23 protein-coding genes are annotated in these 24,814 nt (G+C 72.9%); 3 read left to right on the top strand and 20 right to left on the bottom strand.

The annotated features are described in order from the left end of the window. Positions 1-819, bottom strand: an 819-nt coding sequence (locus TR46_RS23295; protein WP_042404537.1) for an AAA family ATPase, incomplete at its 3' end; no start/stop codon positions are given. Positions 820-975: 156 nt separating this feature from the next. On the opposite strand from TR46_RS23295, the gene TR46_RS23300 reads away from it, so the two are divergent. After that, positions 976-1,341, top strand: coding sequence for a nuclear transport factor 2 family protein (locus TR46_RS23300; RefSeq protein WP_042404538.1), 366 nt, complete (start codon positions 976-978; stop codon positions 1,339-1,341). A 125-nt stretch (positions 1,342-1,466) separates the two neighbouring features. Beyond that, complete coding sequence (locus TR46_RS23305) at positions 1,467-2,915, top strand: MFS transporter (protein WP_084718864.1); 1,449 nt, start codon at positions 1,467-1,469, stop codon at positions 2,913-2,915. A gap of 92 nt (positions 2,916-3,007) precedes the next feature. Here the strand turns inward: TR46_RS23305 and TR46_RS38240 are convergent, their stop codons facing one another. The 15 genes from TR46_RS38240 to TR46_RS23380 all read right to left on the bottom strand — a co-directional run bounded on the left by TR46_RS38240 (position 3,008) and on the right by TR46_RS23380 (position 17,534). Next, the gene (locus TR46_RS38240; RefSeq protein ID WP_052433046.1) at positions 3,008-3,985 is read right to left on the bottom strand and encodes a DUF8829 domain-containing protein; all 978 of its coding nucleotides are present in this window, start codon (positions 3,983-3,985) and stop codon (positions 3,008-3,010) included. A gap of 192 nt (positions 3,986-4,177) precedes the next feature. Next, positions 4,178-4,618, bottom strand: a complete 441-nt coding sequence (gene nusB / locus TR46_RS23315) for a transcription antitermination factor NusB (protein ID WP_042404539.1) — start codon at positions 4,616-4,618, stop codon at positions 4,178-4,180. Positions 4,619-4,620: 2 nt separating this feature from the next. After that, positions 4,621-5,187, bottom strand: coding sequence for an elongation factor P (efp, locus tag TR46_RS23320; protein WP_042404540.1), 567 nt, complete (start codon positions 5,185-5,187; stop codon positions 4,621-4,623). A gap of 76 nt (positions 5,188-5,263) precedes the next feature. Beyond that, positions 5,264-6,328 carry a M24 family metallopeptidase gene (locus tag TR46_RS23325; RefSeq protein ID WP_042404541.1) on the bottom strand — a complete coding sequence of 355 codons (1,065 nt, stop codon included), beginning with the start codon at positions 6,326-6,328 and terminating at the stop codon, positions 5,264-5,266. Positions 6,329-6,504: 176 nt separating this feature from the next. Continuing rightward, positions 6,505-7,230 (bottom strand): AAA family ATPase, encoded by a 726-nt coding sequence (locus tag TR46_RS23330; RefSeq protein WP_439654385.1) that lies wholly within the window; start codon positions 7,228-7,230, stop codon positions 6,505-6,507. 131 nt (positions 7,231-7,361) lie between these two features. Then, on the bottom strand, positions 7,362-7,787 hold the full coding sequence (gene aroQ / locus TR46_RS23335; protein WP_042404543.1) for a type II 3-dehydroquinate dehydratase: 426 nt from the start codon (positions 7,785-7,787) through the stop codon (positions 7,362-7,364). Beyond that, complete coding sequence (gene aroB / locus TR46_RS23340) at positions 7,784-8,881, bottom strand: 3-dehydroquinate synthase (RefSeq protein ID WP_042404544.1); 1,098 nt, start codon at positions 8,879-8,881, stop codon at positions 7,784-7,786. The genes aroQ and aroB overlap by 4 nt, the downstream gene beginning before the upstream one ends. Continuing rightward, positions 8,878-9,405 carry a shikimate kinase gene (locus TR46_RS23345; protein WP_042404545.1) on the bottom strand — a complete coding sequence of 176 codons (528 nt, stop codon included), beginning with the start codon at positions 9,403-9,405 and terminating at the stop codon, positions 8,878-8,880. The genes aroB and TR46_RS23345 overlap by 4 nt, the downstream gene beginning before the upstream one ends. Then, complete coding sequence (aroC, locus tag TR46_RS23350; RefSeq protein ID WP_152626634.1) at positions 9,402-10,586, bottom strand: chorismate synthase; 1,185 nt, start codon at positions 10,584-10,586, stop codon at positions 9,402-9,404. Before aroC ends, TR46_RS23345 begins: the two co-directional genes overlap by 4 nt. A gap of 251 nt (positions 10,587-10,837) precedes the next feature. After that, a complete protein-coding gene (locus tag TR46_RS23355; protein ID WP_152626635.1) occupies positions 10,838-11,671 on the bottom strand; it encodes a shikimate dehydrogenase in 834 nt (277 codons plus the stop codon). Further along, complete coding sequence (gene mltG, locus TR46_RS23360) at positions 11,671-13,326, bottom strand: endolytic transglycosylase MltG (RefSeq protein ID WP_052433047.1); 1,656 nt, start codon at positions 13,324-13,326, stop codon at positions 11,671-11,673. Before mltG ends, TR46_RS23355 begins: the two co-directional genes overlap by 1 nt. Before the next feature lie 200 nt (positions 13,327-13,526). After that, positions 13,527-14,024, bottom strand: a complete 498-nt coding sequence (ruvX, locus tag TR46_RS23365; RefSeq protein ID WP_042404547.1) for a Holliday junction resolvase RuvX — start codon at positions 14,022-14,024, stop codon at positions 13,527-13,529. Then, positions 14,021-16,687 (bottom strand): alanine--tRNA ligase, encoded by a 2,667-nt coding sequence (alaS, locus tag TR46_RS23370; protein ID WP_042404548.1) that lies wholly within the window; start codon positions 16,685-16,687, stop codon positions 14,021-14,023. The genes ruvX and alaS overlap by 4 nt, the downstream gene beginning before the upstream one ends. After that, positions 16,687-17,061, bottom strand: coding sequence for a DUF6167 family protein (locus TR46_RS23375; protein WP_052433048.1), 375 nt, complete (start codon positions 17,059-17,061; stop codon positions 16,687-16,689). Before TR46_RS23375 ends, alaS begins: the two co-directional genes overlap by 1 nt. Further along, positions 17,058-17,534 (bottom strand): DUF948 domain-containing protein, encoded by a 477-nt coding sequence (locus TR46_RS23380; protein ID WP_042404549.1) that lies wholly within the window; start codon positions 17,532-17,534, stop codon positions 17,058-17,060. The genes TR46_RS23375 and TR46_RS23380 overlap by 4 nt, the downstream gene beginning before the upstream one ends. 156 nt (positions 17,535-17,690) lie before the next feature. Here TR46_RS23380 and TR46_RS23385 point away from each other — a divergent pair, with 156 nt between their 5' ends. Beyond that, positions 17,691-19,880, top strand: a complete 2,190-nt coding sequence (locus tag TR46_RS23385; protein WP_052433049.1) for an ATP-binding protein — start codon at positions 17,691-17,693, stop codon at positions 19,878-19,880. Between the two features lie 132 nt (positions 19,881-20,012). Here TR46_RS23385 and rpsD read toward each other — a convergent pair whose 3' ends face one another. The 4 genes from rpsD to TR46_RS23410 all read right to left on the bottom strand — a co-directional run bounded on the left by rpsD (position 20,013) and on the right by TR46_RS23410 (position 24,741). Then, positions 20,013-20,627 (bottom strand): 30S ribosomal protein S4, encoded by a 615-nt coding sequence (rpsD, locus tag TR46_RS23390; RefSeq protein WP_042404551.1) that lies wholly within the window; start codon positions 20,625-20,627, stop codon positions 20,013-20,015. Between the two features lie 316 nt (positions 20,628-20,943). Next, the gene (locus TR46_RS23400; RefSeq protein ID WP_042404553.1) at positions 20,944-22,290 is read right to left on the bottom strand and encodes a replication-associated recombination protein A; all 1,347 of its coding nucleotides are present in this window, start codon (positions 22,288-22,290) and stop codon (positions 20,944-20,946) included. A gap of 67 nt (positions 22,291-22,357) precedes the next feature. Then, on the bottom strand, positions 22,358-23,071 hold the full coding sequence (locus TR46_RS23405) for a response regulator (RefSeq protein ID WP_042404554.1): 714 nt from the start codon (positions 23,069-23,071) through the stop codon (positions 22,358-22,360). Continuing rightward, positions 23,068-24,741 (bottom strand): ATP-binding protein, encoded by a 1,674-nt coding sequence (locus tag TR46_RS23410; RefSeq protein ID WP_042404555.1) that lies wholly within the window; start codon positions 24,739-24,741, stop codon positions 23,068-23,070. Before TR46_RS23410 ends, TR46_RS23405 begins: the two co-directional genes overlap by 4 nt. Positions 24,742-24,814 lie beyond the last annotated feature (73 nt).

Consider the following 24,814-nt stretch of genomic DNA (forward strand, 5'->3'; position numbering starts at 1 on the left):
CGCCGGGAGCCTGCTGACCTGGCCGTGGTAGGCCAGCTGCAGCTGTCCGGCCAGCGGCACGGAACCCGCGCCGGGGCCGGCGGCGAGGCCGGTGCGGTCGGTGAGGCCGGTGCCGCCGTCGCCCTCAGGGCCCGAAGCGACCGGCAGCTCGCTCAGCGCCAGCGGATTGCCGTGCGCCTGGGCCAGCACCCGGCTGCGGGCCCGCTCGCTGAGCCCGGCGGCGCGCTCGCCGAGCAGGGCGCGGGCCGCGTCGGCGGACAGCGCGCCGAGCCGCAGCTCGGGCAGGCCCGAGGCGGACCAGGCGCCCTCGCCGTCCCGCGCGCCGAACAGCAGCACCACGCCCTCGGCCTGCAGCCGCCGGGCCGCCAGCAGCAGCGCCTCGGCCGAGGCCCGGTCCAGCCACTGGGCGTCGTCGACCACGCACAGCAACGGCTCCTTCTCGGCCAGGTCGGCGAGGAGGGTGAGGGTGGCCAGACCGGCCAGCAGCCGGTCCGGGGCGGCGCCGGCAGCCGCGGGCTCGTCGCTGAGGCCGAAGGCGCGCTGCAGCGCCCGGCGCTGCGGGCCCGGCAGCCCGGGCAGCCGGTCCAGGGCGGGTGCGAGCAGCAGGTTCAGCCCGGCGAAGGGCAGATCGGCCTCGTACTCCACGCCGGTGGCGCGGACCACCCGGAAACCCCCGGCCGCCGCCACGGCGTGGTCCAGCAGCGCGGTCTTGCCGATACCCGGCTCGCCGCGCAGCACCAGCACCCCGCTGCGCCCGGCCCGCGCACCCTGCAGCAGCGCCTCCACGGCGGCCTGTTCACGCTCGCGTCCGTACAGCAAACCGGGATCCCCCTCGCCCTCTGCACGCACCCTACCTGCGCCCTGCGACGACGCCCGGCGGAAAGTACCTAAGCACGACGGATTCCCGGCCTGCGCGTCCTGCGTACCTTCTTGACCTGCAAGGACGAACCGTCAGAAGCCAAGGGAGAAACCGAGATGAGCGACCTCCAGGACCTCGCCGAGCGCTACATCGCCACCTGGAACGAGACCGACCCCGCCGCCCGCCGGCGCCTGGTCGACGAGCTCTGGACCGAGGACTGCAGCTACACCGACCCGCTGGTGGCCGCCGAGGGCAGGGAAGCGATCGACGCGACCCTGGGCGCCGTCCAGGCCCAGTTCCCCGGACTGGTGTTCACCCTCGGCGGCGCCGTCGACGCCCATCACGACATCGCCCGGTTCACCTGGGAGCTCGGCCCCCAGGGCGCCGAGTCCCTGGTCGTCGGCTTCGACGTGCTGGTGGCCGACGCCGACGGACGCATCAAGGACGTGCACGGCTTCCTCGACAAGGTGCCGTCGGTCTGACGCCCGCCCGGACCGCGCTCCGGGCCCGGCAACACCCCCCGCTCCCCGTCCGGGGCTGCTCCCACAGCCCCGGGCGGGGCCCGTCCCCCGAATGAACCGACCCCTTCGTGATCAGGAGAGCACTGATGACCACCTCCACCCTCCGCGCCGCCGCCCCGGCCGCACCGGCCGGGGCGGGGACCGCGCCCCGGGGACTGCTCCCGGTGATGCTGACCGCGACCTTCATGACCGCCCTGGACTTCTTCATCGTCAATGTGGCGATCCCCTCCATGCAGGTGGACCTGCGGGCCGGCGCCTCGGCGATCCAGTGGATCGTCGCCGCCTTCGGCCTGGCCCTGGCCGCCGCGCTGATCACCGCGGGCCGGATCGGCGACATCGCCGGACGCCGCCGGATCTTCGGGCTCGGCCTGACCCTGTTCACCCTCTCCTCGGCCGCCTGCGGACTGGCCCCCACCGTCGGCGTGCTGATCGCCGCCCGCGCCGTGCAGGGGCTGTCGGCCGCGCTGATGGGACCGCAGGTGCTGGTCATCCTGCAGACCGCCTACCAGGGCGCGGCCCAGGCCAAGGCGTTCGCGATGTACGGGCTCACCATGGGCATCGGCGCGGTGTTCGGCCAGCTGATCGGCGGAGTGCTGATCCGGGCCGACCTGTTCGGCCTCGACTGGCGCTCCTGCTTCCTGATCAACGTCCCGGTCGGCATCGCCACCCTGGTCCTCATCCCCCGGGTGGTCCCGGAGTCCCGTGCCCCGCAGCGCCCCCGGCTCGACCTCACCGGCGTCGCGCTGGTCACCGCCGCCCTGGTCACCCTGGTGCTGCCGCTGATCCAGGGCCGGGCCCAGGGCTGGCCGGAGTGGACCTGGGTGTGCCTGGCCGGCTCCGCCGTCCTGTTCACCGTCTTCGGCGTGCACCAGCACCGGGCGAGCGGCCGCGACGGTCTGCCGCTGGTCCACACCGGACTGTTCCGGGAGCGCGCCTTCAGCGCAGGATCGCTGGCCCAGCTCGCCTTCTGGCTCGGCCAGGGCTCGTTCTTCCTGATCCTGGCGCTCTACCTGCAGCAGGGCCGGGGCCTGGACGCGCTGGCCTCCGGCGTGGTGTTCACCGTGATCGGCGGCGGCTACCTGGTCACCTCGATGACCGCGCACCGGCTCGCGGCCCGGCTGGGCCGCCGGGTGCTGACCGTCGGAGCGCTGCTGATGGCGCTGGGCCTGGGCCTGCTCTGGCTGGCCGTCGGCGAGCTGGGCACCGGCGGCGGCACCGCCGGGGTGGCCTGGCTGGCACCGGGCCTGCTGGTGGACGGCCTGGGAATGGGCATGGTCATCGCCCCGCTGACCGGAACCGTGCTCAGCCGGGTCGACCGGCAGCTGGCCGGCTCCGCGTCCGGGGTGCTGGCCACCACTCAGCAGGTGGCCGGCGCCCTGGGGATCGCCCTGATCGGCATCGTCTTCTACGGCGCCCTCGGCAACGGCTCCCCGGACCGGTTCCCGCACGCCTTCCAGCTCGGCCTGGCCTCACTGGCCGGAGTGGAACTGGTACTGGCCGGCCTGGTCCAACTGCTCCCCCGCCGCGCTTCCTGACGCAGCATCGGCCAGGACGGCGCCGCCCCCGGGATCCGGGGGCGGCGCCGTCCCTTCCGTGCTCCTGATGTGCCGTCACTCCTGATGTGCCGTCAGCCGAGACTGATCTCCCCGAGGGCGAAGCCGGGGACCGCCTCGGCGCCGGGCAGGCAGACCGCGATCCAGGACACCGCCGGGACGGACAGGTCCAGCAGCACATCGGCCGCGTTGCGCGGCACAAAACCGGCGACGTCCAGCTCCCAGCCCCAGGCCACCGAGCCGCGGGTGCGGCAGGTCCCGGACAGCACCACCCCGCCGGGCATCCCCAGTGCGAAGCCGGCGCAGAGCAGCGAGCAGAGCAGGTCCAGGTCGGCCTCCTCGATCCGCAGCACCGAGCCGCCGTCCTCCCCCTCCTGCAGCAGCAGGTCGGCCCAGGCCTCCACCGGCCCCTCCGGCGAGCGCAGCGAGCAGACCAGCCGGAACCGGCCCTGCCCGGCGCCCACCAGGACCCGCCGCAGTGCGTCCGCGCCCCGGGTGTAGGCGGCGTGCAGCTGGTCCTCCGGGAACTCCCCGCCGGTGGCCGCCGCCTCGGCGGTCTCGGACAGCATCCGGGCCAGCCGGCGGTGCACCAGGCCGCGCTCGCGGGCCCGGGCCAGCCGGGAGGTGAACTCGGCCACCGGTTCGCCCTCGTAGAGCACCCACTCGTCCTCGGCGTCCGGGTCGGCGGTGTAGACGGTGTGGCTCTGCGGGTCGGCCAGCGAGAGGCCGCGGCTGCGGCAGAAGTCGACCAGGTCGGCCGGGTGGAAGGCACGGCCCCGGACCACCCCGCCGGCCTCGCGCAGCCGGCCGAGCAGCTCCTCGATGTCCGCCAGGTACTCGGTGTAGCAGGTGTACTCGGTGCCGCCGTCCCGCCGCAGCGCCTCGAAGTCCTCGCGGCAGGTGACCACCCCGAGCAGGGTGGGCGCCGGCGGGCAGGCCGCCCGGCTGCGGCTGCCGGCGCGGGTGAGGCCGCGGGCGGCGGCCCGGCAGCGTGCGGAGGCCGCGGTCCTGGCGGCGGACGGGCGGCGGGTACGGACGTGCCTGGCGGCCATGGGGACTCCTCGGGGGCGGAAGGTCTCGGCGTTGCGGCCCCGTCGGCCGCTACCTGCGTCCTCCCCTGTCACCCGCGCCCCATGCGCACCCTGTGTAACAGGACTGTCACCAATAGTGACGCAGAGCGATGACAAGGAAGGCCCGGCGCCTGCCCCCGCTCAGCGGGGGACGCGTCGGGCCTTCTCCGGCCGTCAGTCGCGCGTTGCGCGCAGTGACGGCTTGAGCTCCAGCAGTCGGGCCAGCAGTCCGTTGACGAAGGCCGGGGACTCGTCGGTGGAGAACTCCTTGGCGATCTCGACCGACTCGTCCAGGACGACCGCGTCCGGGACGCCGTCCTCCCAGATCAGCTCGTACGCGCCCAGGCGCAGCACATTGCGGTCCACGACCGGCATCCGGTCCAGCGTCCAGCCCACCGCGTAGGTCGCGAGCAGTTCGTCGATCCGGGCGGCGTGCTGGGTGTAGCCCTCGACCAGCTCCATCGTGTACTCGCTGACCTGCGGCGTGCCCTCGTCCGGGGTGCGCGCCCGGCGCACCCAGTCCGCGAGGACGGACTGCGGGGCGACGCCCCGGTGGTCGGCCTCGAAGAGGATCTGGAAGGCGCGCGTGCGGGCCTTGTTGCGTGCGGTCGACACGGTTAGGAGTTCACCCGGCCGAGGTAGTCGCCGGTGCGGGTGTCGACCTTGATCTTCTCGCCGGTGGTGATGAAGAGCGGGACACCGATCTCGTGGCCGGTCTCCAGGCGGGCCGGCTTGGTGCCGCCGGTGGAGCGGTCGCCCTGGACGCCGGGCTCGGTGTACTCGATGACCAGCTCGACCGAGGCAGGCAGTTCGACGTACAGGGGCGCGCCCTGGTACATCGCCACGGTGGCCTCGTTGCCCTCGAGCAGGTAGTGGGCGTTGTCGCCGAGGACGGCCGGGCTGATCTGGATCTGGTCGTAGGTGTCCATGTCCATGAACACGAAGTCCTCGCCGTCCTTGTACGAGAACTGCATCCCGCGCTTGTCGACGCTGGCCGTCTCGACCTTCACGCCGGCGTTGAAGGTCTTGTCGACCACCTTGCCGGACAGCACGTGCTTCAGCTTGGTGCGCACGAAGGCCGGGCCCTTGCCGGGCTTGACGTGCTGGAACTCGACGACGGACCACAGCTGGTCGTTGTCGAGCTTGAGCACCATGCCGTTCTTGAGGTCGTTGGTGGAAGCCACGGTCGCACTAACTCCTGATATATCGCGGAATGTCAAGCATCAGAACCAAGCGGCGGTGTCCGCGGACCCGCGAGGGTCACAGGGCGAGGAGCTCCTTGGTCGTGATGGTGAGCAGCTCGGGACCGCCGTCCTCGGACGGACGGACCACGAGCGTGTCCTCGATCCGGACCCCGCCCCGGCCCGGGATGCACACCCCGACGCCGACGGTTACCGGCACACGGTTGTCAAGCTTACCCAACTCCTGAGGTCCCAGATGCGGCTCCTCCCCGATCTCCAGGCCGACACCCGCCCCCACCCCCGCGCCGAGGCTTTCGCCGGCGACCCGGCCTGCCGCCTCCAGCACCCGCCCGGCCGCCCGGTCCGCCACCTGGTAGCCGCCGCCGACCGCCAGCGACTCGCGGGCGGCGCGCTGGGCGTCGAAGACCTGCCGGTGCAGCTCGGACTGCCAGTCGGCGGGGCTGAGGCCGACCACGAAGGTACGGGTGGCGGCGGTCCGGTAGCCGCGGTAGCAGGCGCCCAGGGCGACGGTGAGGAAGTCGCCGTCCTCGACCCTGCGGTCCCCCGAGCTGTGGTCGGCGCGGCCCGAGTGGTCGCCCGCGCCCACCCGGGTCGGGAAGGCCGCGGAGTCGGCGCCGTGGTCGATCATCCGGCGCTCCAGCTCCATCGCCAGGTGCCGTTCGGTACGGCCGATCAGGATCGACTCCAGCAGCTCGCCCAGCGCCTGGTCGGCGATCTCCCCGGCGATCCGCAGGCAGGAGATCTCCTCCTCGTCCTTGACGGTGCGCAGCTGCTCCACGGCGCGGCCCAGGTCGCGCAGGTCCTCCACGGCCGGGGCCGCTGCGGCGACGGCCCGGTGCCGGGCCACGGTGAGGTCGTGCTCCTCCACCCCCAGCGTGCGGCCCCGGCAGCGGGCGGCCAGCAGCACCGCCGGGTCGGCGCCGGCCGGCACCGGCAGCACGGTGCAGCCGCCGGCCGGGCCGGCGGCCTCGGCCCCGTCCCGGGTCAGCAGCAGCGCGGCGGCGGTGTCCGTGCCGGTGAGCCAGCGGACATTGGCGGGCCGGGTGACCAGCGCCGCGTCCAGCCCTGCGGCGCTGCAGCGTTCCCGCATGCGGTCGCGGCGCTCCTCGTGCACTTTCCCCATGTCATGAGCGTAGGCACGGGGGCGCCAGGTCGCTCGGCGGGATCGTCCGAGTGCGGACCGTAGATGGCTGGTCGCGCAGTTCCCCGCGTCCCTAGGGGTCTGCAACTGGCTCAGTTGCACGTGCCAGGGGCGCGGGGAACTGCGCGACCAGCCACGCACACGCCGCAGCCGAAGGACTACCGGTGCACCGCTCCGGCGAGTACCTGCTCCAACGCGGAGACGGTCCCCGGGACGTCCAGTTTGGAGTTGTCGATGATGGGGAGCCCGGAGCCGTACCACCCGGCCATCCGCCCGTGGATACGGGCGACCTCCTCGTCCTCCAGTCGCCGCACCCCTGCGCGCTGCGCGTTGCGGGACAGCACCACGTCCAGGCCGGGAAGCAGGACCACCGGGACCAGGTCGGGGCCGACATGCCGCTTCCAGCCGCCCAGACCGATCGCCGGGCGGTCCGGGAAGACGGCGTCGTCGATGATGCAGGAGATGCCGTTGGCGAGGTAGTTGCGGGCGGCGAAGCCGCAGGTGCGGCGGGCCAGCCGGTACTGGGCCTCGGACTGGTCGTTCCACCCCGACTGCGGATTGGCGAACCCCGAGCGGACCCATTCGCGGACGTCGTCCAGGCTGATGTGCGCCGTCGGCGTGGCACGGCTCTCGGCCCACTGCCGGGCCACCGAGGTCTTGCCGGCCCCAGCCGGGCCGATCAGCAGCACTGCCACCGGGCCCCGCGCGTGCGGGTGGGCCGGCGCCGTGCCCGGCGGCAGGCCGGTCGGCATGACGAAGTGTCCGGTGGGTCCGGTGGCCGACTCCGGCACGGCTCGCAGCTGCAGCGTCGCCCGCGGCGGTCCTGGCGTGGGCTCGGGCAGGCTGCCCTGGTAGTGCCCGTCGCTCACCGCTCCACCGCTCACCCGTCCACCTCCTGCGTCACCCACGTCCCGGCCGGAGCGACGATACCGCGCCGCAGCCGCCCCCACAGCTGCGCGTTCCCCGGCCGCCCCGTCGTCATGTCAACGAGCGGGAACGGCCCAGGGTTTCGAGGTCAGACCAGGGCCCGCAGCGCCAGCTCGTAGGAGCCGATGCCGAAGCCGGCGATGGTGCCGGAGGCGACCGCGGAGATCACCGAGGTGTGCCGGAACTCCTCGCGGGCGTGCGGGTTGGAGATGTGCACCTCGATCAGCGGGGCGGTCCGCTGCGAGGCGGCGTCACGCATGGCGTAGGAGTAGTGCGTGAAGGCGCCGGGGTTGATCACCACCGGGTACTTCCCGTCCGCAGCCTCGTGCAGCCAGCGGATCATCTCGCCCTCGTCGTTGGTCTCCCTGACCTCGACGTCCAGCCCCAGCTCCTTGCCCAGCGAAGTGCAGCGTTCGACCAGACCGGCGTAGGAGGTGGAACCGTAGACGTCGGGCTCGCGGCTGCCCAGGCGGCCCAGGTTGGGGCCGTTGAGGACGAGGACCCGCTGGGTCATTTGGCCACCTCGGCGTAGGCGGCGACCAGCAGGGTGGGGTCCGGGGCCTCCAGCACGGTGGGCTTGGCCAGGCCGTCCAGGACGATGAAGCGCAGCATGTCCGCGCGGGACTTCTTGTCCAGCTTCATGGTCTCCAGCAGCTTGGGCCAGGCGTCCGCCGAGTAGGTCAGCGGCAGGCCGACCGAGGCCAGCACCGCGCGGTGGCGGTCGGCCGTGGCGTCGTCCAACCGCCCGGCCAGTCGGCCGAGTTCGGCGGCGTAGACCATGCCGACGCTGACCGCCGCGCCGTGCCGCCACTTGTAGCGCTCGTTGCGCTCGATGGCGTGCGCCAGGGTGTGGCCGTAGTTGAGGATCTCGCGGCGGCCGGCCTCCTTGAGGTCGCCGGAGACCACCTCGGCCTTGACCTTGATGGAGCGCTCGATGAGCTCGGCGGTGTGCGCGCCCTCGGGCGTGGTGGCCGCCTGCGGGTCGGACTCGACCAGGTCCAGGATCACCGGGTCGGCGATGAAGCCGGTCTTGATCACCTCGGCCAGGCCGCTGATGTAGTCGTTGCGCGGCAGCGTCTCCAGGGTGGCCAGGTCGGCCAGGACCCCGCACGGCGGGTGGAACGCGCCGACCAGGTTCTTGCCCTCGGCGATGTTGATGCCGGTCTTGCCGCCGACCGCCGCGTCCACCATGCCCAGCAGGGTGGTCGGCATGGCGACCCAGCGGATCCCGCGCAGCCAGGACGCGGCGACGAAGCCGGCCAGGTCGGTGGTGGAGCCGCCGCCCACCCCGACGATGGCGTCGGTGCGGGTGAAGCCGGTCTGGGCCAGCACCGACCAGCAGTACGCGGCGACCTCGGCGCTCTTGGCCTCCTCGGCGTTGGGCACCTGGAGGGCGATGGCCTCGTACCCCTGCGCCGCCAGGTCGTCCCGGATCGCCTCACCGGTCGCGGCCAGCGCCTCGGGGTGCACCACGGCCACCCGCTGGGCCGCGGAACCGATCAACCCGCCGAGCTCGCCCAGCAGCTGACGGCCCAGCAGCACATCGTAGGGCGCGCTGCCGGCGCTGCCGCCCACGCGGATCCGGGTGACTTCCTGAGACTCCGTCATGCCTTCTCCAGCTGAAGCGCGTCGAGGACGGCGTCGGCCACCTGATCGGGCGTCAGACCGTCGGTGGCCACCACGGCGCGGGCGACCTCGGTGTACAGGGGGCGGCGCTGCTCCATGAGTTCGCGCCAGCGGGCCCGGGGATTGCCGATCAGCAGCGGGCGCGGCGCGTCCAGCCCGACCCGCTTGACCGCGTCGTGCAGGGAGACGTCCAGGAACACCACGGCGTGGCCGCCGAGCAGTTCCCGGGTCCGCTCACTCAGGATCGCGCCGCCGCCAAGCGCCAGTACCCCGGTGTGCCCGGCCAGCGCGGTGCGCACGGCCTCCGCCTCCAGCTCGCGGAAGTGCGCCTCACCGTGGTCCACGAAGAGGTCGGCGATCGGCTGGCCGGCGGTGGCCACGATGTCGGCATCGGTGTCGCGCAGGGTCACGCCCAGGCGCGCGGCCAGGGCCGCGCCGACGCTGGACTTGCCCGATCCCGGTGGCCCGACGAGCACCACCACCGGGGCGACCGTCGGGCCGCTCATCGGACGATCAGGTTGTCGAGGTAGCTCTGGACGTTGCGCCGGGTCTCGCTGACGCTGTCCCCGCCGAACTTCTCGTCCACCGCATCGGCCAGCACCAGCGCCACCATCGCCTCGGCGACGATCCCGGCGGCCGGGACGGCGCAGACGTCGGAGCGCTGGTGGTGCGCCCGGGCGACCTGGCCGGTACGGGTGTCGATGGTGGCCAGGGCGCGCGGCACGGTCGCAATCGGCTTCATCGCGGCGCGCACTCGCAGCAACTCGCCGGTGGACATGCCGCCCTCGGTGCCGCCGGAGCGGCCGGTGGCCCGGCGCACCCCGTCGGGGCCCGGCACGATCTCGTCGTGGGCCTGCGACCCGGGGATCCGGGCCAGCTCGAAGCCGTCGCCGACCTCGACGCCCTTGATGGCCTGAATACCCATCAGCGCCGACGCCAGCCTGGCGTCCAGCCGGCGGTCCCAGTGCACGTGCGAGCCCAGGCCCGGCGGCAGACCGTAGGCCAGCACCTCGACGATGCCGCCCAGGGTGTCGCCGTCCTTGTGGGCCTGGTCGATCTCGGCGACCATCTGCTTGGCCGCGTCGGCGTCCAGGCAGCGCACCGGGTCCTCGTCCAGGCGCGCCTCGTCGGCCGGGACCGGGACCACACCGGCCGGGGCCTTGGCCGCGCCCAGCTCCACCACGTGCGAGACCAGCTCGATGCCGCAGACCTCCCTGAGGTAGGAGCGGGCCACGGCGCCCAGGGCGACCCGGGCCGCGGTCTCCCGAGCGCTGGCGCGCTCCAGCACCGGCCGCGCCTCGTCCAGGTGGTACTTCTGCATCCCGACCAGGTCGGCGTGGCCGGGGCGGGGGCGGGTCAGCGCCTCGTTGCGGGCCAGGCCGGCCAGGATCTCGGGGTCGACCGGGTCGGCCGACATCACCTGCTCCCACTTGGGCCACTCGGTGTTGCCGACCATGATCGCCACCGGGCTGCCCATGGTCAGGCCGTGCCGGACCCCGCCGAGGAAGGTGACCTGGTCCTGCTCGAACTTCATCCGGGCACCGCGGCCGTAGCCCAGGCGACGGCGCGCCAGCGCGTCCACGATCACCTCGGAGGTGACCGGGACACCGGCGGGCAGGCCCTCCAACGTCGCCACGAGTGCGGGGCCGTGCGACTCCCCCGCCGTCAACCAGCGCAAGGTACCCAACGGTGCTCCTCAAAGATCCGGACGTGCGTCGTCTCCGATCCTCCCACGACACCCGCCGGACCTCAGAATCAGTCCAGGGTACGGACCCGCCGCGGGGTGCTGGTCCGGGGTGGAGTACTCAGCTGCGGACCGGGGGCTTGTCGCGCAGTTCCCCGCGCCCCTATGGGTCTGCAACTGGCTCAGTTGCACTGGAGAGGGGCGCGGGGAACTGCGCGAACAGCAACCAGGCACGCGCCGCAGCCAGAAATCCCTCAGAAACCGAGGGCGGCCTCGCCCGCAGCCCGCATCGCGTCCAGCGGCCCCGCCGCCACCCCGGTGAACATCTCGAACTGCAGCACCGCCTGGTGCACCAGCAGGTCCAGCCCACCGACGACGACGCCGCCGCGCCGCGCCCACGCGGCGGCCAGCGCGGTGGGCCAGGGGTGGTAGAGCACGTCGAACAGCACGCCCGGCGACTGCGGCACCGCGGCGGCGAGGTGGTCGGCGGCGCCGACCGGGGTGGTGGAGACGGTGAGCGGCGCGTCGAAGGCCTCGGCCGCACGCTCCCAGTCCGCGGTGCGCACCTTCACCTGCAGCCGTTCGCCGAGCGCCAGCATCTGCGCGGCCCGCTCCGGGCCCCGGACATAGGCGGTGACCTCGCCGGTGCAGACCCGGCCGAGCGCGGCCAGCGTCGACGAGGCGGTTGCCCCCGCGCCCAGCACCGAGGCGGAGCCCACCTCGGTCACCCCGCGCTCGCGCAGCGCCGCGATCAGTCCGGGGACGTCGGTGTTGTCGCCGGTGCGGCGGCCGTCCTCGGTGAAGACCACGGTGTTGACCGCGTCCACCGCCAGTGCGGTGTCGCTGACTTCGTCCAGCAGGGGGATCACCGCCCGCTTCAGCGGCATGGTCAGCGAGAGGCCGGCCCACCCCTCGCCCTCCACGTCGAGTGACGCGAGGAAGCCGGGCAGCCCGGCCTCGTCCACCTCGAAGCGCCCGTAGTGGCGCCCGGTGAGCCCCAGCGCCGCATAGCCGGCGTTGTGCAGCACCGGGGAGAGCGAGTGCGCGATCGGCGAGCCCAGCACCGCGGCCCGGGTGGCGGACCGCATCAGTCGCACTGCCCGGCCGAGGCGTTGAAGCCCTGGTTGTGGGCCGTGCAGTACTGCTTCACCAGCACCTTGAAGTCGGTGAAGGTGTTTGCGAACTGGGTGTTGGTCGGGCTCATCGCGATGAAGTAGAGCCAGCTGCCGGGCGCCGGGTTGAGCACCGCGTTGATGGCGGCCGCGCCCGGGTTGCTGATCGGGCCCGGGGGCAGCCCCTTGACCAGGTAGGTGTTGTAGCCGCCGGCCTTGTCGCCGTCCTTCTGGGCGTTGGTGAACTTGGTGGAGTTCAGCGCGTACTGCAGCGTGGTGTCCAGCTGCAGCTGGCCGTGGGTCTCGCCGTCGGTCTCGTTGATGCGGTTGCTGAGCACCCGGGCGATCTTGCTGAAGTCGGCCGAGTTGTTGCCCTCCGCCTGCAGGATGCTCGCCTCGATCAGCACCTGGTAGCCGGACTTGAGCTTGACCGCGGAGGCGCCGGAGTCCATGCCCAGGCCCTGGAACTGGGCCACGGTGTTGGCGACCATCTGCTTCAGCAGGTCGGCCGGCTTCATGCCCTTGGTGACCGAGTAGCGCGTCGGCCAGAGGAATCCTTCGATGTCGCCGTTGGCGTAGGCCGGCAGACCCAGGGCCGAGATGTTGTCCTTGGCTGCCTTCGCAGTGGTTCCAGCGGGCAGGCCGAGCTTGGCGTCGATCTTGGTGTAGACCGCACTGGCGCGCATGCCCTCGGTGACGGTCATGACATCCCCGCCGTTGTCCGCGATCAGCAGTGCCACCGCATCAGCACCGGACATCTCCCGCTTGAGCGTGTAGGAACCAGGCTGGATGGTGGTCGCCTTGGCGTTCTTGTTGTAGGCGTTGACGAACGCCTGGCCGCTCTTGACCACGTCGTCGGCCTTCAGCACATTGGCCATGGCCCAGCCGTCGGCGCCGCTGGGGATGGTGACCGTCACCGAGCCGGTGCCGCCGCCCGTGAAGTCGGCGGGCGGCCCGAAGTGGTTCTTGTAGAAGCCGTAGCCGTAGTAGCCGCCGGCCCCGATGGCGGCGACCAGCAGCATCGACATGCCCAGACAGGCCACCCCGCTGCGCTTGCGCTCGGTACGGCCCTGCTGCTTGCGGCGGCGCTCGCCGCTGCGGGTGTCGTCCTCGGCGGCCAGGAAGGGCTGGTAGTCCTCTTCCTCGTCGTAGCCGTCGCCGTGGTCCTCCGGGTACTCGTCCGAGTACTCCTCGGCGGGACCCTCGTCCTCGGCCGGGAGCTCCTCGACCGGCGCGTGCTGTTCGGCGTCCAGCGCCGCGGCCTCGGCCTCCCAGTCGATGCCGTCCGGGCCGAGCACCGGGGCGGCCGGCCGCGCCGGTGGAGTGGGCGGCTGCCGGTAGGGCTGCTGGGGCCGGGCCTGCTGGGGGTGCTGCTGCTGCGGGTAGCCCTGCTGGGGGTACCCCTGCTGCGGGTAGCCCTGCTGCTGCGGACCGCCCTGCTGCGGGTAGCCGGGCTGCGGCACCGGCTGCTGCACGGGGTACTGCCCGGTGCCGTACGGGTCCTGTGCCTGCGGGTCGCCCCAGCCCGACGGCTGCTGCGGGTAGCCCACAGATCCGGCATAGGGACTGCCCTGGTTCGGGTCCCCGTGGCCCCACGGTGCGGCGCCGTAGCCCCGGCCCTGGTCGGTCATGCTTCCCCTTGGACGACGTGGCGACCGGCATCCACTCCGGTCGGACGGGACCTCCCCGCCGACGATCGAACCGACGTACCAAAGCACGTCGTGAAGCGGAACGTTACCCTAGGCGCTCAGGAGGGGGCTCCGCAGCGTTAACCATGATCTGCGCACGATTGCTCCATGGGACCGCCCCCACGCCGTTCATATGACCGTGCTCACTCGGTCGGAGCAGCGGTTTCGGTCGGTGCCACCAGCTGTCCGGGCGGCCTTCCGCCGGCCTTCTCGCCCTCCAGCGCGCTCTGCAGGATGACCACGGCGGCCGCCTGGTCGATCACAGAGCGTCCCTTTTTCGACTTCACGCCCGAGGCCCGCAGCCCCTGCGCGGCGGTGACCGTGGACATCCTCTCGTCCACCAGCCGCACCGGCACTCCGAGCGGGACCAGCTTGGCCGCCAGCTCGCCCGCGTACCGGCGGACCTTGGCCGCCGCCGGACCCTCGCCGCCGTTCAGCGAGCGCGGCAGCCCGAGGACCACCTCGACGGCCTGGTACTCCTCGGCGAGGGTGACCAGCCGGGCCTGCGAGGCAGGCCCGGCGGGGACGGTCTCGACCGGGGTGGCCAGCATCCCGTCGGGGTCGCTGGAGGCGACCCCGATCCGGGCGTCGCCCACGTCCACGCCGATCCGCCGCCCCCGCCGGAACGCACCGTCGGTCATGCGCCCTGGACCTCGCGGCGCACCGCGGCGATGGCCTGGTCGACGGCCTGCGGGTCGGTGCCGCCGCCCTGGGCTACGTCGTCCTTGCCGCCACCGCCGCCGCCGAGGGTCTTGGCCGCGACGCGGACCAGCGCCCCGGCCTTGACGCCGCGCTCGCGGGCGGCCTCGTTGGTGGCGATGACCGTCAGCGGGCGGCCGCCGACGACGCTGAACGCGGCGACGACAGCACCCCGGCCGCCAGTGACACGGGCGCGCACGTCGAGCACGAGCTTGCGAAGGTCGTCCGCCGACGTCCCGTCCGGAACCCGGGCGGCGACCAGCGCCAGCCCGTTGACGTCCTCGGCCTGCGCGGCCAGGCCGGCCGCGGCCTGCAGCACCTTCTCGGCGCGGAACCGCTCGATCTCCTTCTCGGCGTCCTTGAGCTTGCCGAGCATGCCGGCGATCTTCTCCGGCAGTTCCTCCGACCGGCCCTTGACCAGCTCGGTGAGCTGGGAGACCACGGTGTGCTCGCGGGCCAGGAAGCGGTAGGCGTCCACGCCCACCAGCGCCTCCACCCGCCGCACGCCGGAGCCGATCGAGGACTCGCCGAGCAGCTTCACCAGGCCCAGCTGGGCGGTGTTGTGGACATGGGTTCCGCCGCACAGCTCCTTGGAGAAGTCGCCGATGGTGACCACCCGGACCCGCTCGCCGTACTTCTCGCCGAACTCGGCGATGGCGCCCTGCTTGCGGGCCTCGTCGATGCCCATGATCTCGGCGGTGACGTCCAGCTCCCGGGCCAGCACCTCGTTGATCTTCTGCTCCACGTCCGACAGCACCGTGCCGGGGACGGCGTTGGGCGAGCCGAAGTCGAAGCGGAAGCGGCCGGGCGAGTTCTCCGACCCGGCCTGGGCGGCGGTGGGGCCGAGCGCGTCGCGCAGCGCCTGGTGGGTGAGGTGGGTGGCGCTGTGGGCGCGGGCGATGGCCCGGCGGCGGGTGACGTCGATGACGGCGTGCGCGGCGGAGCCGAGCACCACCTCGCCCACCATCACGCTGCCCTTGTGGACGTACACGCCGGGCACCGGCTGCTGCACGTCGCGGACCTCGACCACCGCGCCGGAGTCCAGCCGCAGCCGGCCCTGGTCGGCCAGCTGGCCGCCGCCCTCGGCGTAGAAGGGGGTGCGGTCCAGCACGACCTCGACCTCGTCGCCCTCCTGGGCGGCCGGCGCCGGGACGCCGTCGACCAGCAGGCCCACCACGACGGCTTCGGTCTCGTTACTGGTGTAGCCGAGGAAGTCGGTGGCCCCGGCGCGGTCGGCGACCTCGCGGTAGGCCGAGACGTCGGCGTGGCCCATCTTCTTGGCCTTGGCGTCGGCCTTGGCCCGGTCCCGCTGCTCCTTCATGAGCCGGCGGAAGCCGTCCTCGTCCACCGAGACGCCCTGCTCGGCGGCCATCTCCAGGGTGAGGTCGATCGGGAAGCCGTAGGTGTCGTGCAGCTGGAAGGCCTTGTCCCCGGCCAGCACGGCGCTGCCGGCCGCCTTGGTCTCGCCGACGGCGGTGTCCAGGATGCTGGTGCCGGCCCGCAGCGTCTTGAGGAAGGCGGCCTCCTCGGCCAGCGCGACGGTCTCGATCCGCTTGCGGTCGGTCTCCAGCTCCGGGTACTGCTCGCCCATGGTGCGGATCACGGTGTCGACCAGCCTGGCCACCACCGGCTCGGTGGCGCCCATCAGCCGCATGTTGCGGATGGCGCGCCGCATGATCCGGCGCAGCACATAGCCGCGGCCCTCGTTGCCGGGGGTCACCCCGTCGCCGATCAGCATCACCGAGGTGCGCATGTGGTCGGCGACCACGCGCAGCGAGACGTCGGTGCCGTGGGCCGCGCCGTAGCGGACGCCGGTCAGCTCGGTGGCGGTGTCCATGACGACGCGCAGGGTGTCCGTCTCGTACATGTTCTGCACGTTCTGCAGGATCATCGCGAGGCGTTCGAGGCCGAGGCCGGTGTCGATGTTCTTGGCGGGGAGGTCGCCCAGGATCGGGAAGTCCTCCTTGCCGTCGCCGGCGCCGCGCTCGTACTGCATGAAGACCAGGTTCCAGATCTCCACGTAGCGCTCGTCGTTGACGGCCGGGCCGCCCTCGGCGCCGAACTCGGGGCCGCGGTCGTAGTTGATCTCCGAGCAGGGGCCGCAGGGTCCGGGGACGCCCATGGACCAGAAGTTGTCCTTCTTGCCCAGCCGCTGGATCCGCTCGGCCGGGACGCCGATCTTCTCCCGCCAGATGGTCTCGGCCTCGTCGTCGTCCAGGTAGACGGTGATCCACAGCCGCTCCGGGTCCAGCCCGTAGCCGCCGTCCTGCTGCGCGGAGGTCAGCAGCTCCCACGCGTAGCGGATCGCCCCCTCCTTGAAGTAGTCGCCGAAGGAGAAGTTGCCGCACATCTGGAAGAAGGTGCCGTGCCGGGTGGTCTTGCCGACCTCCTCGATGTCCGGGGTGCGGACGCACTTCTGCACGCTGGTGGCGGTGGAGAAGGGCGGCTTGACCTCGCCGAGGAAGTACGGCTTGAACGGCACCATGCCGGCCGGGACGAGCAGCAGCGTCGGGTCGTCTGCGATCAGCGACGCCGAGGGGACCACGGTGTGGCCGCGCTCCTCGAAGAATCGCAGCCAGCGGCGGCGGATCTCAGCCGACTCCATCAGTGGTCCTCATTCCGGTCGTACGGGGTGATGTCAGTGCTAGTAGACGGTGCCGCGGGGGAAATCTCGAACGGTTTGTCCGCCCGCTGCGCCGCGATGCCGCGCAGCACCGGGCGGTCCGGCCCCGGCAGCGCGAGCACGCTGCCGTCCAGGCCCAGCTCCCGGTTGAGCTCCAGTTCGCGCTGGAGCATGCCGGCGCGTACCTCTCCCGCGAAGGAGCGTACGGCCCCGCCGATCTCCACCGCACCCTGGGCCGCGGAGTCGGCGAGACTCCCAGGGGTCAGGCTGCGGGCGACGCGGTTGGCCTTGTTGATCGTCCACACGGTCGCGCCCGCGCCCACGGCCATCCAGAACATCCGGCGCACCGGCGTCACCCCCTCTTGAGCATGCGTGCGAACAGCCCGCGGCGGGCGGTCGCCGACCGCACCTCCGCCTTGACCATTCGGGCGATCAGCTCGCGCTCGGTCTGCTGCGGGACGTAGCGGTCCGGCTGCCCGGCCGAGCGCTGCCTGGCCACCGCGCTGCGCACGCCGTAGCTGAAGGCGGACAGCTTGACCAGCGGGCCGCCCAGGGTCGCCGCCATGGTGGAGGACAGCGCGTTGGCGTTGGCGGCGGCGTCCTGGACATTGGCGGTGATCTCGTCCACCCGCACCAGCTGGTCGTTGGCGGCCCGAAGCGTCTCCGCCGCCTCGTCCAGCAGCGGTACGGTGCGTTCGGTGACGGTGGCGACCAGCACGGTGGCCTGGCGCAGCGCGCCGGCGAGCCGGACCAGGACGACGGCGAGCAGTGTCACCAGAACCGCCCAGAACACGGCGACCACGAGGCCCGCGACCTCTCCACCGGACACCTTGGCGCTCCCTCGCTCAGTCCCTGCTCCGCCCGACCGCGGGCGTGAAGAAACCCTATCGCGCTCCACCCGGCATTCCCGACCGCGTGACCCCGGGCCCGTTCGATCGTTGAACCGAACGGGGGAGCGCCGTCGGCACGCCCACTGGGGGATCAATTGACCAGCAACACCACGGGGAACCTCCCCGCCGAGACCACCGGATTCGTCGGACGGTCAGTCGAACTGACCCGAGCGGTACGGATGCTGACGACCTCTCGGCTCGTCACCGTGGTCGGCCCCGGCGGGGTGGGCAAGAGCCGGCTCGCGCTGCGCGCCGCCGCGACCGGCACCGCCGAGCCGCCTCGCGACGGCACCTGGGTGGTGGAGTGCTCACTCGTGCGGGATCCCGAACTGCTGGTGCACGCGGTGGCCGAGGCCCTGCGGGTGACCGACGGCACGGCCCGCCCCCCGGTCGACATCCTGATCACGCACCTGCGCGAGCGCAGCCTGCTGCTGGTACTGGACGGCTGCGAGCACCTGGTCGACCGCTGCGCCGCGCTGGTGGGCCGGCTGCTCGCGGAGGCGCCGGGGCTGCGGATCCTGGCCACCAGCAGGCAGCCGCTGGGCATCGGCGGGGAGTACCTGCTGCAGGTCCCGCCGCTGCCCACCGAGGGCCCGGAGCCCGAGGCGGTCCAGCTCTTCGTCCAGCGGGCCGCCGCGGTGGCGCCCGGCTTCGCCCTCACCGATGCCAACCGCCAGGCGGTGACCGCGCTCTGCCACCGGCTCGACGGCATCCCGCTGGCGCTGGAACTGGCCGCCGGGCGGCTGCGGGTGCTGGGCGTCGAGCAGATCACCGAGCGGCTCAACGACCGCTTCCGGGTGCTCACCGGCGGCTCCCGCACCGCGCTGCCCCGGCACCAGACGCTGCGCACCGCCATCGGCTGGAGCCATGAACTGTGCACCCCGGCCGAGCGGCTGCTCTGGGCCAGGATCTCGGTCTTCGCCGGCGGCTTCGACCTGGACGCCGCCGAGTACGTCTGCGCCGGCGACGGGCTGCGCGCCGACGAGGTGCTCGACCTGCTGTCCGAGCTGGTGGCCAAGTCCATCGTGCTGCGCGAGGAGGACGCCCCGGACCGGGACCCCTCCCGGGCCGCCCGCTACCGGATGCTGGACACCCTGCGCGAGTACGGCGCCCGCTGGCTCAGGGACGCCGGCGCCGAGCCGCTGCTGCGCCGGCGTCACCGCGACTGGTACCTGGGCCTGGCCACCTGGGGCGAGATCGAGTGGTTCAGCGCCCGGCAGGTGCAGACCAGCGACCGCACCCACCTGGCCCAGGCCAACCTCCGCGCCGCGCTGGACTACTGCCTCAGCGAGCCCGGCGAGGAGCAGATCGCCCAGTACCTCACCGGCACGCTCTGGTACTTCTGGGTCGGCTGCGGGCACCTGGGCGAGGGCCGGCACTGGCTGGAGCGCGCGCTGGCGCTGTCCGACGAGCCCACCGAGGCCCGCGCCAAGGCGCTGTGGGTGACCGGCTACATGGCCACCCTGCAGGGCGACCTGGGCGCGGCCCGGCCGCTGCTGGAGGAGTGCCACCGGCAGGCGCTGGAGACCGGCGACGACCGGGCGCTCGCCTACGCGGTGCACCGGCAGGGCTGCGCGGCGCTGATCGGCGACGAACTGCCGCGCGCCGTCGAGCTGTTCGAGGAGGCGCTCTGGCACTACGAGAAGCTGGGCGAGCTCAACAGCAATGTGGTGATGGCGATGTTCGAACTCGGCCTGGCGATGACCTTCCAAGGCGACACCAGGGGCGGCGAGGCCTGGATGGCCAAAGTCATGGACGTCTGCGAGGAGTTCGGCGAGCAGTGGGCCCACGCCTACGGCCTGTTCGCCTCGGCCTACTCGGAATGGTTGCTCGGCGACCTGCGCACGGCCCGGGCCCGGGCCCGCAAGTGCCTGCGGATCAACCACACCTTCCGCGATCTGGTCGGCGTGGTGCTCGGGATGGAGATGCTGGCGCTGCTGGCCACCGAGCCCGACGAGGAGGGCGCCCCCGGCGACCTGGCCGAGGCCCGGCTGCTGCAGGGAGCGGCGAACGGCATCTGGCGCAAGGTCGGCGTCCCGCTGTTCGGCTCGCGCAGCTTCAACGCGGCCCATGAGGTCTGCGAGGCCCGGGTGCTGGACGCACTGAGCGAGGAGGAGTCCGCCGAGTCGTTCCGTCTCGGCACCCTGCTGGACCTGGACGCCGCGGTCGAGCGCGCCCTGCGCGGCGGTTCGGGACCCGGCGCCGGCGGCTCCCCCGGCGGCGAGGCCCCCGGCCCGTGGCCGCTGCCCACCGCCCCGCGCAGCCCGGCGCCGGCGGACGCGTGAGCACGCGGACGCCTGAGCACGCGGACGCCTGAGCACGGAGCGGGCCGGTAACAGCCGAGCGCCGGTCCGGCCTCCGCAAGGAAGGCCGGACCGGCGCTCGTCACTGCACGTCCTACGGTTACCGCCCGCGGATCAACGCGAGTAGTACTCGACGACCAGCTGCTCGTCGCAGATGACCGGGACCTCGCGGCGCTGCGGCTCGCGGTCCAGACGGAAGGCCAGGGCCTTCAGGTTGACCTCGAGGTACTTCGCGGTCTGGCCCTCGCCCGCGTTGCCACCCTCACGGGCGACGACGAACGGGGTCTTCTCCTTGGAGCGCTCGCGGACCGTCACCACGAAGCCGGGCTTCAGCTGGAACGACGGGCGGTTGACCTTGGAGCCGTTGACCTCGATGTGGCCGTGGACGACCATCTGGCGGGCCTGGTAGATGGTGCGGGCGATGCCCGAACGCAGCACCAGGGAGTCCAGACGGGTCTCCAGCTGGCTGATCAGCGCCTCACCGGTCTTGCCCTCGACCTTGCGGGCACGGTCGAACGCGCGGGCCATCTGGGTCTCGCTCAGGTCGTACTGAGCGCGCAGGCGCTGCTTCTCGACCAGACGGACCTTGTAGTCCGAGTTCTGCTTGCGACCGCGGCCGTGCTGGCCGGGCGGGTACGGACGCGCCTCGAAGTACTTGACGGACTTCGGGGTCAGCGGAATGCCCAGGGCGCGGGCAATCTTGACCTTGGGACGCTTCTGGTTCGCCATGAACCAAACCTCATCTCACTGTACGAATTGGCTCACCACTGTTGAAGGAGGTCGCTTCTCGCGGTCCGGGGAAACCACCGCGCGCAGGGCGTGGTGATCAGCCAGTCTCCGGAACCGGGCACAATGTGCAGCACACGGGAAGCCCACCGTCCGTCTCCGGATGGTGGGCTGCACGCGACACCCGAAGGGTGCGCGACGCTCCTGGAACGGCGCCTCGCGGTGCCGCTCCCTGTATGACGTCCCGCTGGTGACGCCGGGCTCCCACCCGGACGACGGGACGTCTCGCTCGGGCCAGTCTAACGGACGCCCACCGGTGCTACTGACCGGCCAGCTTCCTGCGCACCCACTCGACGACATCGGCGTAGCGCGCCTCGGCGCCGTGCCGGCCCGGCTCGTAGTAGCGCCTGCCCTGGATCCCGTCCGGCGCGTACTGCTGGGCGGCCACACCGTCCGGCAGGTCGTGCGGATACACATAGCCCTGGGCGTGGCCGAGCTTCTTCGCACCCGCATAGTGTCCGTCCCTCAGGTGCGGCGGCACCGGTCCGGCCAGGCCCTTGCGGACGTCCTCCAGGGCCGCGGAGATGGCCAGCGTCGCCGAGTTGGACTTGGGCGCGAGGGCCAGCGCGATCACCGCGTGGGACAGGGTCAGCGACGCCTCGGGGAAGCCGATCATCGCCACCGCCTGGGCGGCGGCCACCGCGATCGGCAGGGCGTTGGGGTCGGCCAGGCCGATGTCCTCGCTCGCCGAGATCATCAGCCGCCTGGCGATGAACCTGGGGTCCTCCCCCGCCTCGATCATCCGCGCCAGGTAGTGCAGCGACGCGTCCACGTCGCTGCCCCGGATCGACTTGATCAGCGCGCTGGCCACGTCGTAGTGCTGGTCGCCGTCCCGGTCGTAGCGCACCGCGGCCCTGTCGACGGCCTGTTCGACCGTGTCCAGCCGGATCCCGTCCTCGCCCAGCTCCAGCGCGGTCCCGGCCGCCGCCTCCAGTGCCGTCAGCGCCTTGCGGGCGTCCCCGCCGGCGATCCGGACCAGGTGGTCCTCGGCGTCCCCGGCCAGCGTCAGCGCGCCGCCGAGGCCGCGCTCGTCGGTCACCGCGCGGTGCAGCAGCTCGCGGATGTCGTCGTCGGTCAGCGACTCCAGGGTCAGCAGCAGCGAGCGCGACAACAGCGGCGAGATCACCGAGAAGAAGGGGTTCTCGGTGGTCGCGGCGATCAGGGTGACCCACTGGTTCTCCACCGCGGGCAGCAGGCTGTCCTGCTGCGCCTTGGAGAAGCGGTGGATCTCGTCCAGGAAGAGCACGGTCTCCCGGCCGGACATGCCGACCTCGCGCCGCGCGGACTCGATGACCGCGCGGACCTCCTTCACCCCCGCGGTGATCGCCGACAGCTCGACGAACCGCTTCTCGGTCGCCTGGCTGATCACATAGGCGAGCGTGGTCTTCCCGGTCCCCGGCGGCCCGTGCAGGATCACCGACGAGGAGGCTGCGGGACCGCCGGCCCGTTCCACCAGCCGCCGCAGCGGCGACCCCGGGTTCAGCAGCCGACGCTGCCCGGCCACCTCGTCCAGGTTGCGCGGCCGCATCCGCACCGCCAGCGGCGAGCGCCCGGGGTCGGCGGCCTTGCGCTCCTCGGCAGCCGCGGTGAACAGGTCTGGTTCCACCCCATGACCCTACGACATCCGCCCTGGGGCGCCTGGTCCCGCGCCTGGTCCCGAGTCGGCTCCCGGCTCAGCGCGGGCGGTAGCACAGCTCCGGGCGGCCGACGCTGCCGTACTGCGGCTCCCGGACCGCGCGGCCGGTGCCGACCAGGTACTCCAGGTAGCGGCGGGCGGTGATCCTGGAGACGCCGGCCGCCGTGCCGACCGCGGCGGCCGGCAGTCCCACCGGGGAGTCGCGCAGTACGGCGGCGACTGCCTCCAGGGTGGTGCCGGTCAGGCCCTTGGGCAGGGTGCTCCCATCCGGTCTGCGCAGTTCGGCGAACGCCTGGTCCACCTCGTCCTGGCCCAGCGCCTCGCCCTCGCGGGACAGTGAGGCCCGGTAGCGGGCGTAGTGCTCCAGCTTGCTGCGCAGCGAGGCTGCCGCGAACGGCTTCAGCAGGTACTGGACCACCCCGACCGACACCGCTTGGCGCACCGTCGCCAGGTCCCGGGCCGAGGTGACGGCGATGACGTCGGCGCCGTGCCCGGCCGCCCGCAGCCGTCCGACCAGTTCCAGGCCGTGGCCGTCCGGCAGGTAGAGGTCGAGCAGCAGCAGCGCCACCGGGGCGCCCTCGGCGCGGCGCCGCTCCAGGAAGCGCAGCGCCGCGCCCGCACTGTGCGCGGTGCCGACGCAGCGGAAGCCGGGGGCGCGTCCGACGTAGAGGGCGTGCGCGTCGGCGGCGACCGGATCGTCCTCGACCACCAGCACGTCGATCGGTGTGCTGCCAGGCGGGTGGCCGGTCATGGCGCCACCACCGCCGCCCCGCGCCGCAGCGGGATCCGGACGGTGAGCACGGCGCCCGCGCCGGGCGGGCTGTCCACCTGCACCGTGCCGCCGTTGCGGCGCGCCGTCTGCGCCACCAGGGCCAGTCCCAGGCCGCGCCCCGGCTGCTTGGTGGACCAGCCGCGCCGGAACACCTTGTCCAGTGCGTCCGGGGCCAGGCCGCGTCCGGTGTCGGCGACCCGCAGCAGCAGTTCGCCGGAGGTGTTGCGGGCGGTGACGGTGACCTCGGGCGGTCCCGGGTGCTCGGCCGAGCCCTCGATGGCGGCGTCCATGGCGTTGTCGATCAGGTTGCCCAGCAGGGTGACCAGGTCCCGCGCGCCGACCGCGCCCGCCAATGAGTCGTCGATCAGGCTGTCCTCGGTGAGGGTCAGCTCGACGCCCCGCTCGGCTGCCTGCGCGGCCTTGCCGAGCAGCAGGGCGGCCAGCACCGGTTCGCTGACGGCGCCGACGACCCGGTCGGTGAGCTGCTGGGCCAGTTCCAGTTCGGCGGTGGCGAAGTCCACCGCCTGCCGGTGCCGGCCCAGTTCGATCAGTGAGACCACCGCGTGCAGCCGGTTGGCCGCCTCGTGCGCCTGCGCCCCGAGGGCGTCGGCGAAGCCGCGGACCGAGTCCAGTTCGCCGGAGAGCGCCTGCAGTTCGGTGTGGTCCCGCAGGGTCACCACGGTGCCCAGGCCGGGTCCGGTGCCGATCGCGGAGGCGTTGACCACGACCACCCGCTCCGAGGTGAGCTGCACCTCGTCCCGCAGCGGCTGCTGACCGGTGATCGCCGCGCACAGCGGCTCCGGCAGTCCCAGCGCCCCGAGCGGCCGACCCTCCACCTCGCCGTCCAGGGCGAGCAGTTCGCGGGCGGCGTCGTTGCAGAGCAGCACGGTGCCCTCGCGGTCGAGCAGCAGCAGCCCTTCCCGGACCGAGTGCAGGGTCGCCTGGTGGTACTCGTAGAGGGCGCTGAGCTCGGCGGGCCCCATGCCGTGGGTGTGCCGGCGCAGCCGCCGGTTGGCCAGCCAGCTGCCGAGGGCGCCCAGCAGCAGCGCGGCCAGCGCGACCAGGACCAGCGCCGCCAGCAGGCCCCGCAGCTGCGCGGCGACGGACTGCACCTTGATCCCCACGCTGACCAGGGCGACGACCTTGCCCCGGTCGTCCAGGACCGGGGTCACCGCCCGCACCGAGCTGCCCAGGGTGCCCGTGTAGGTCTCGGTGAAGGTGCGGCCGGCCAGGGCGGGGGCGATGTGCCCGAGGAAGGGCTTGCCGATCTCGGCCGGGTTGGGATGGGTCCAGCGGATGCCGCGGGTGTCCATGATGGTGACGAAGTCGACCGCGGCCTCGCCGTCCTGCGAGACCCGGTCGGCATAGGGCTGGAGCACTGCGGTGGGGTCGGCCGACAGCACCCCCGCGCGCACCGTCGGCGAGTCGGCGACGGTCCGGGCCACAGCGGTGACCTGGCGTTCGGCGGACCGCTCGGTGCGGTCGCTGGTGAGCCAGTAGGCCAGCACCGCGCCCGCGACCACGACCAGCGCCACGATCAGCACCTGCACCGCGAAGAGCTGCCCGGCGAGGCTCCGGGCGAGGCGGGGGCGCTGGCGCTGCGCCGGTTGCGGCGTTCGCGCCGGTTGCGCCGGTTGCGGCGGGGACATGACCACAGTGTGCCTGGCCCTCGGCCGTCTGCGAATCCCGGCGGCCGTGAACACTATGAACGCAAACGTGACG

It is taken from the genome of Streptacidiphilus carbonis, from assembly GCF_000787775.1.
Taxonomy (GTDB): domain Bacteria; phylum Actinomycetota; class Actinomycetes; order Streptomycetales; family Streptomycetaceae; genus Streptacidiphilus; species Streptacidiphilus carbonis.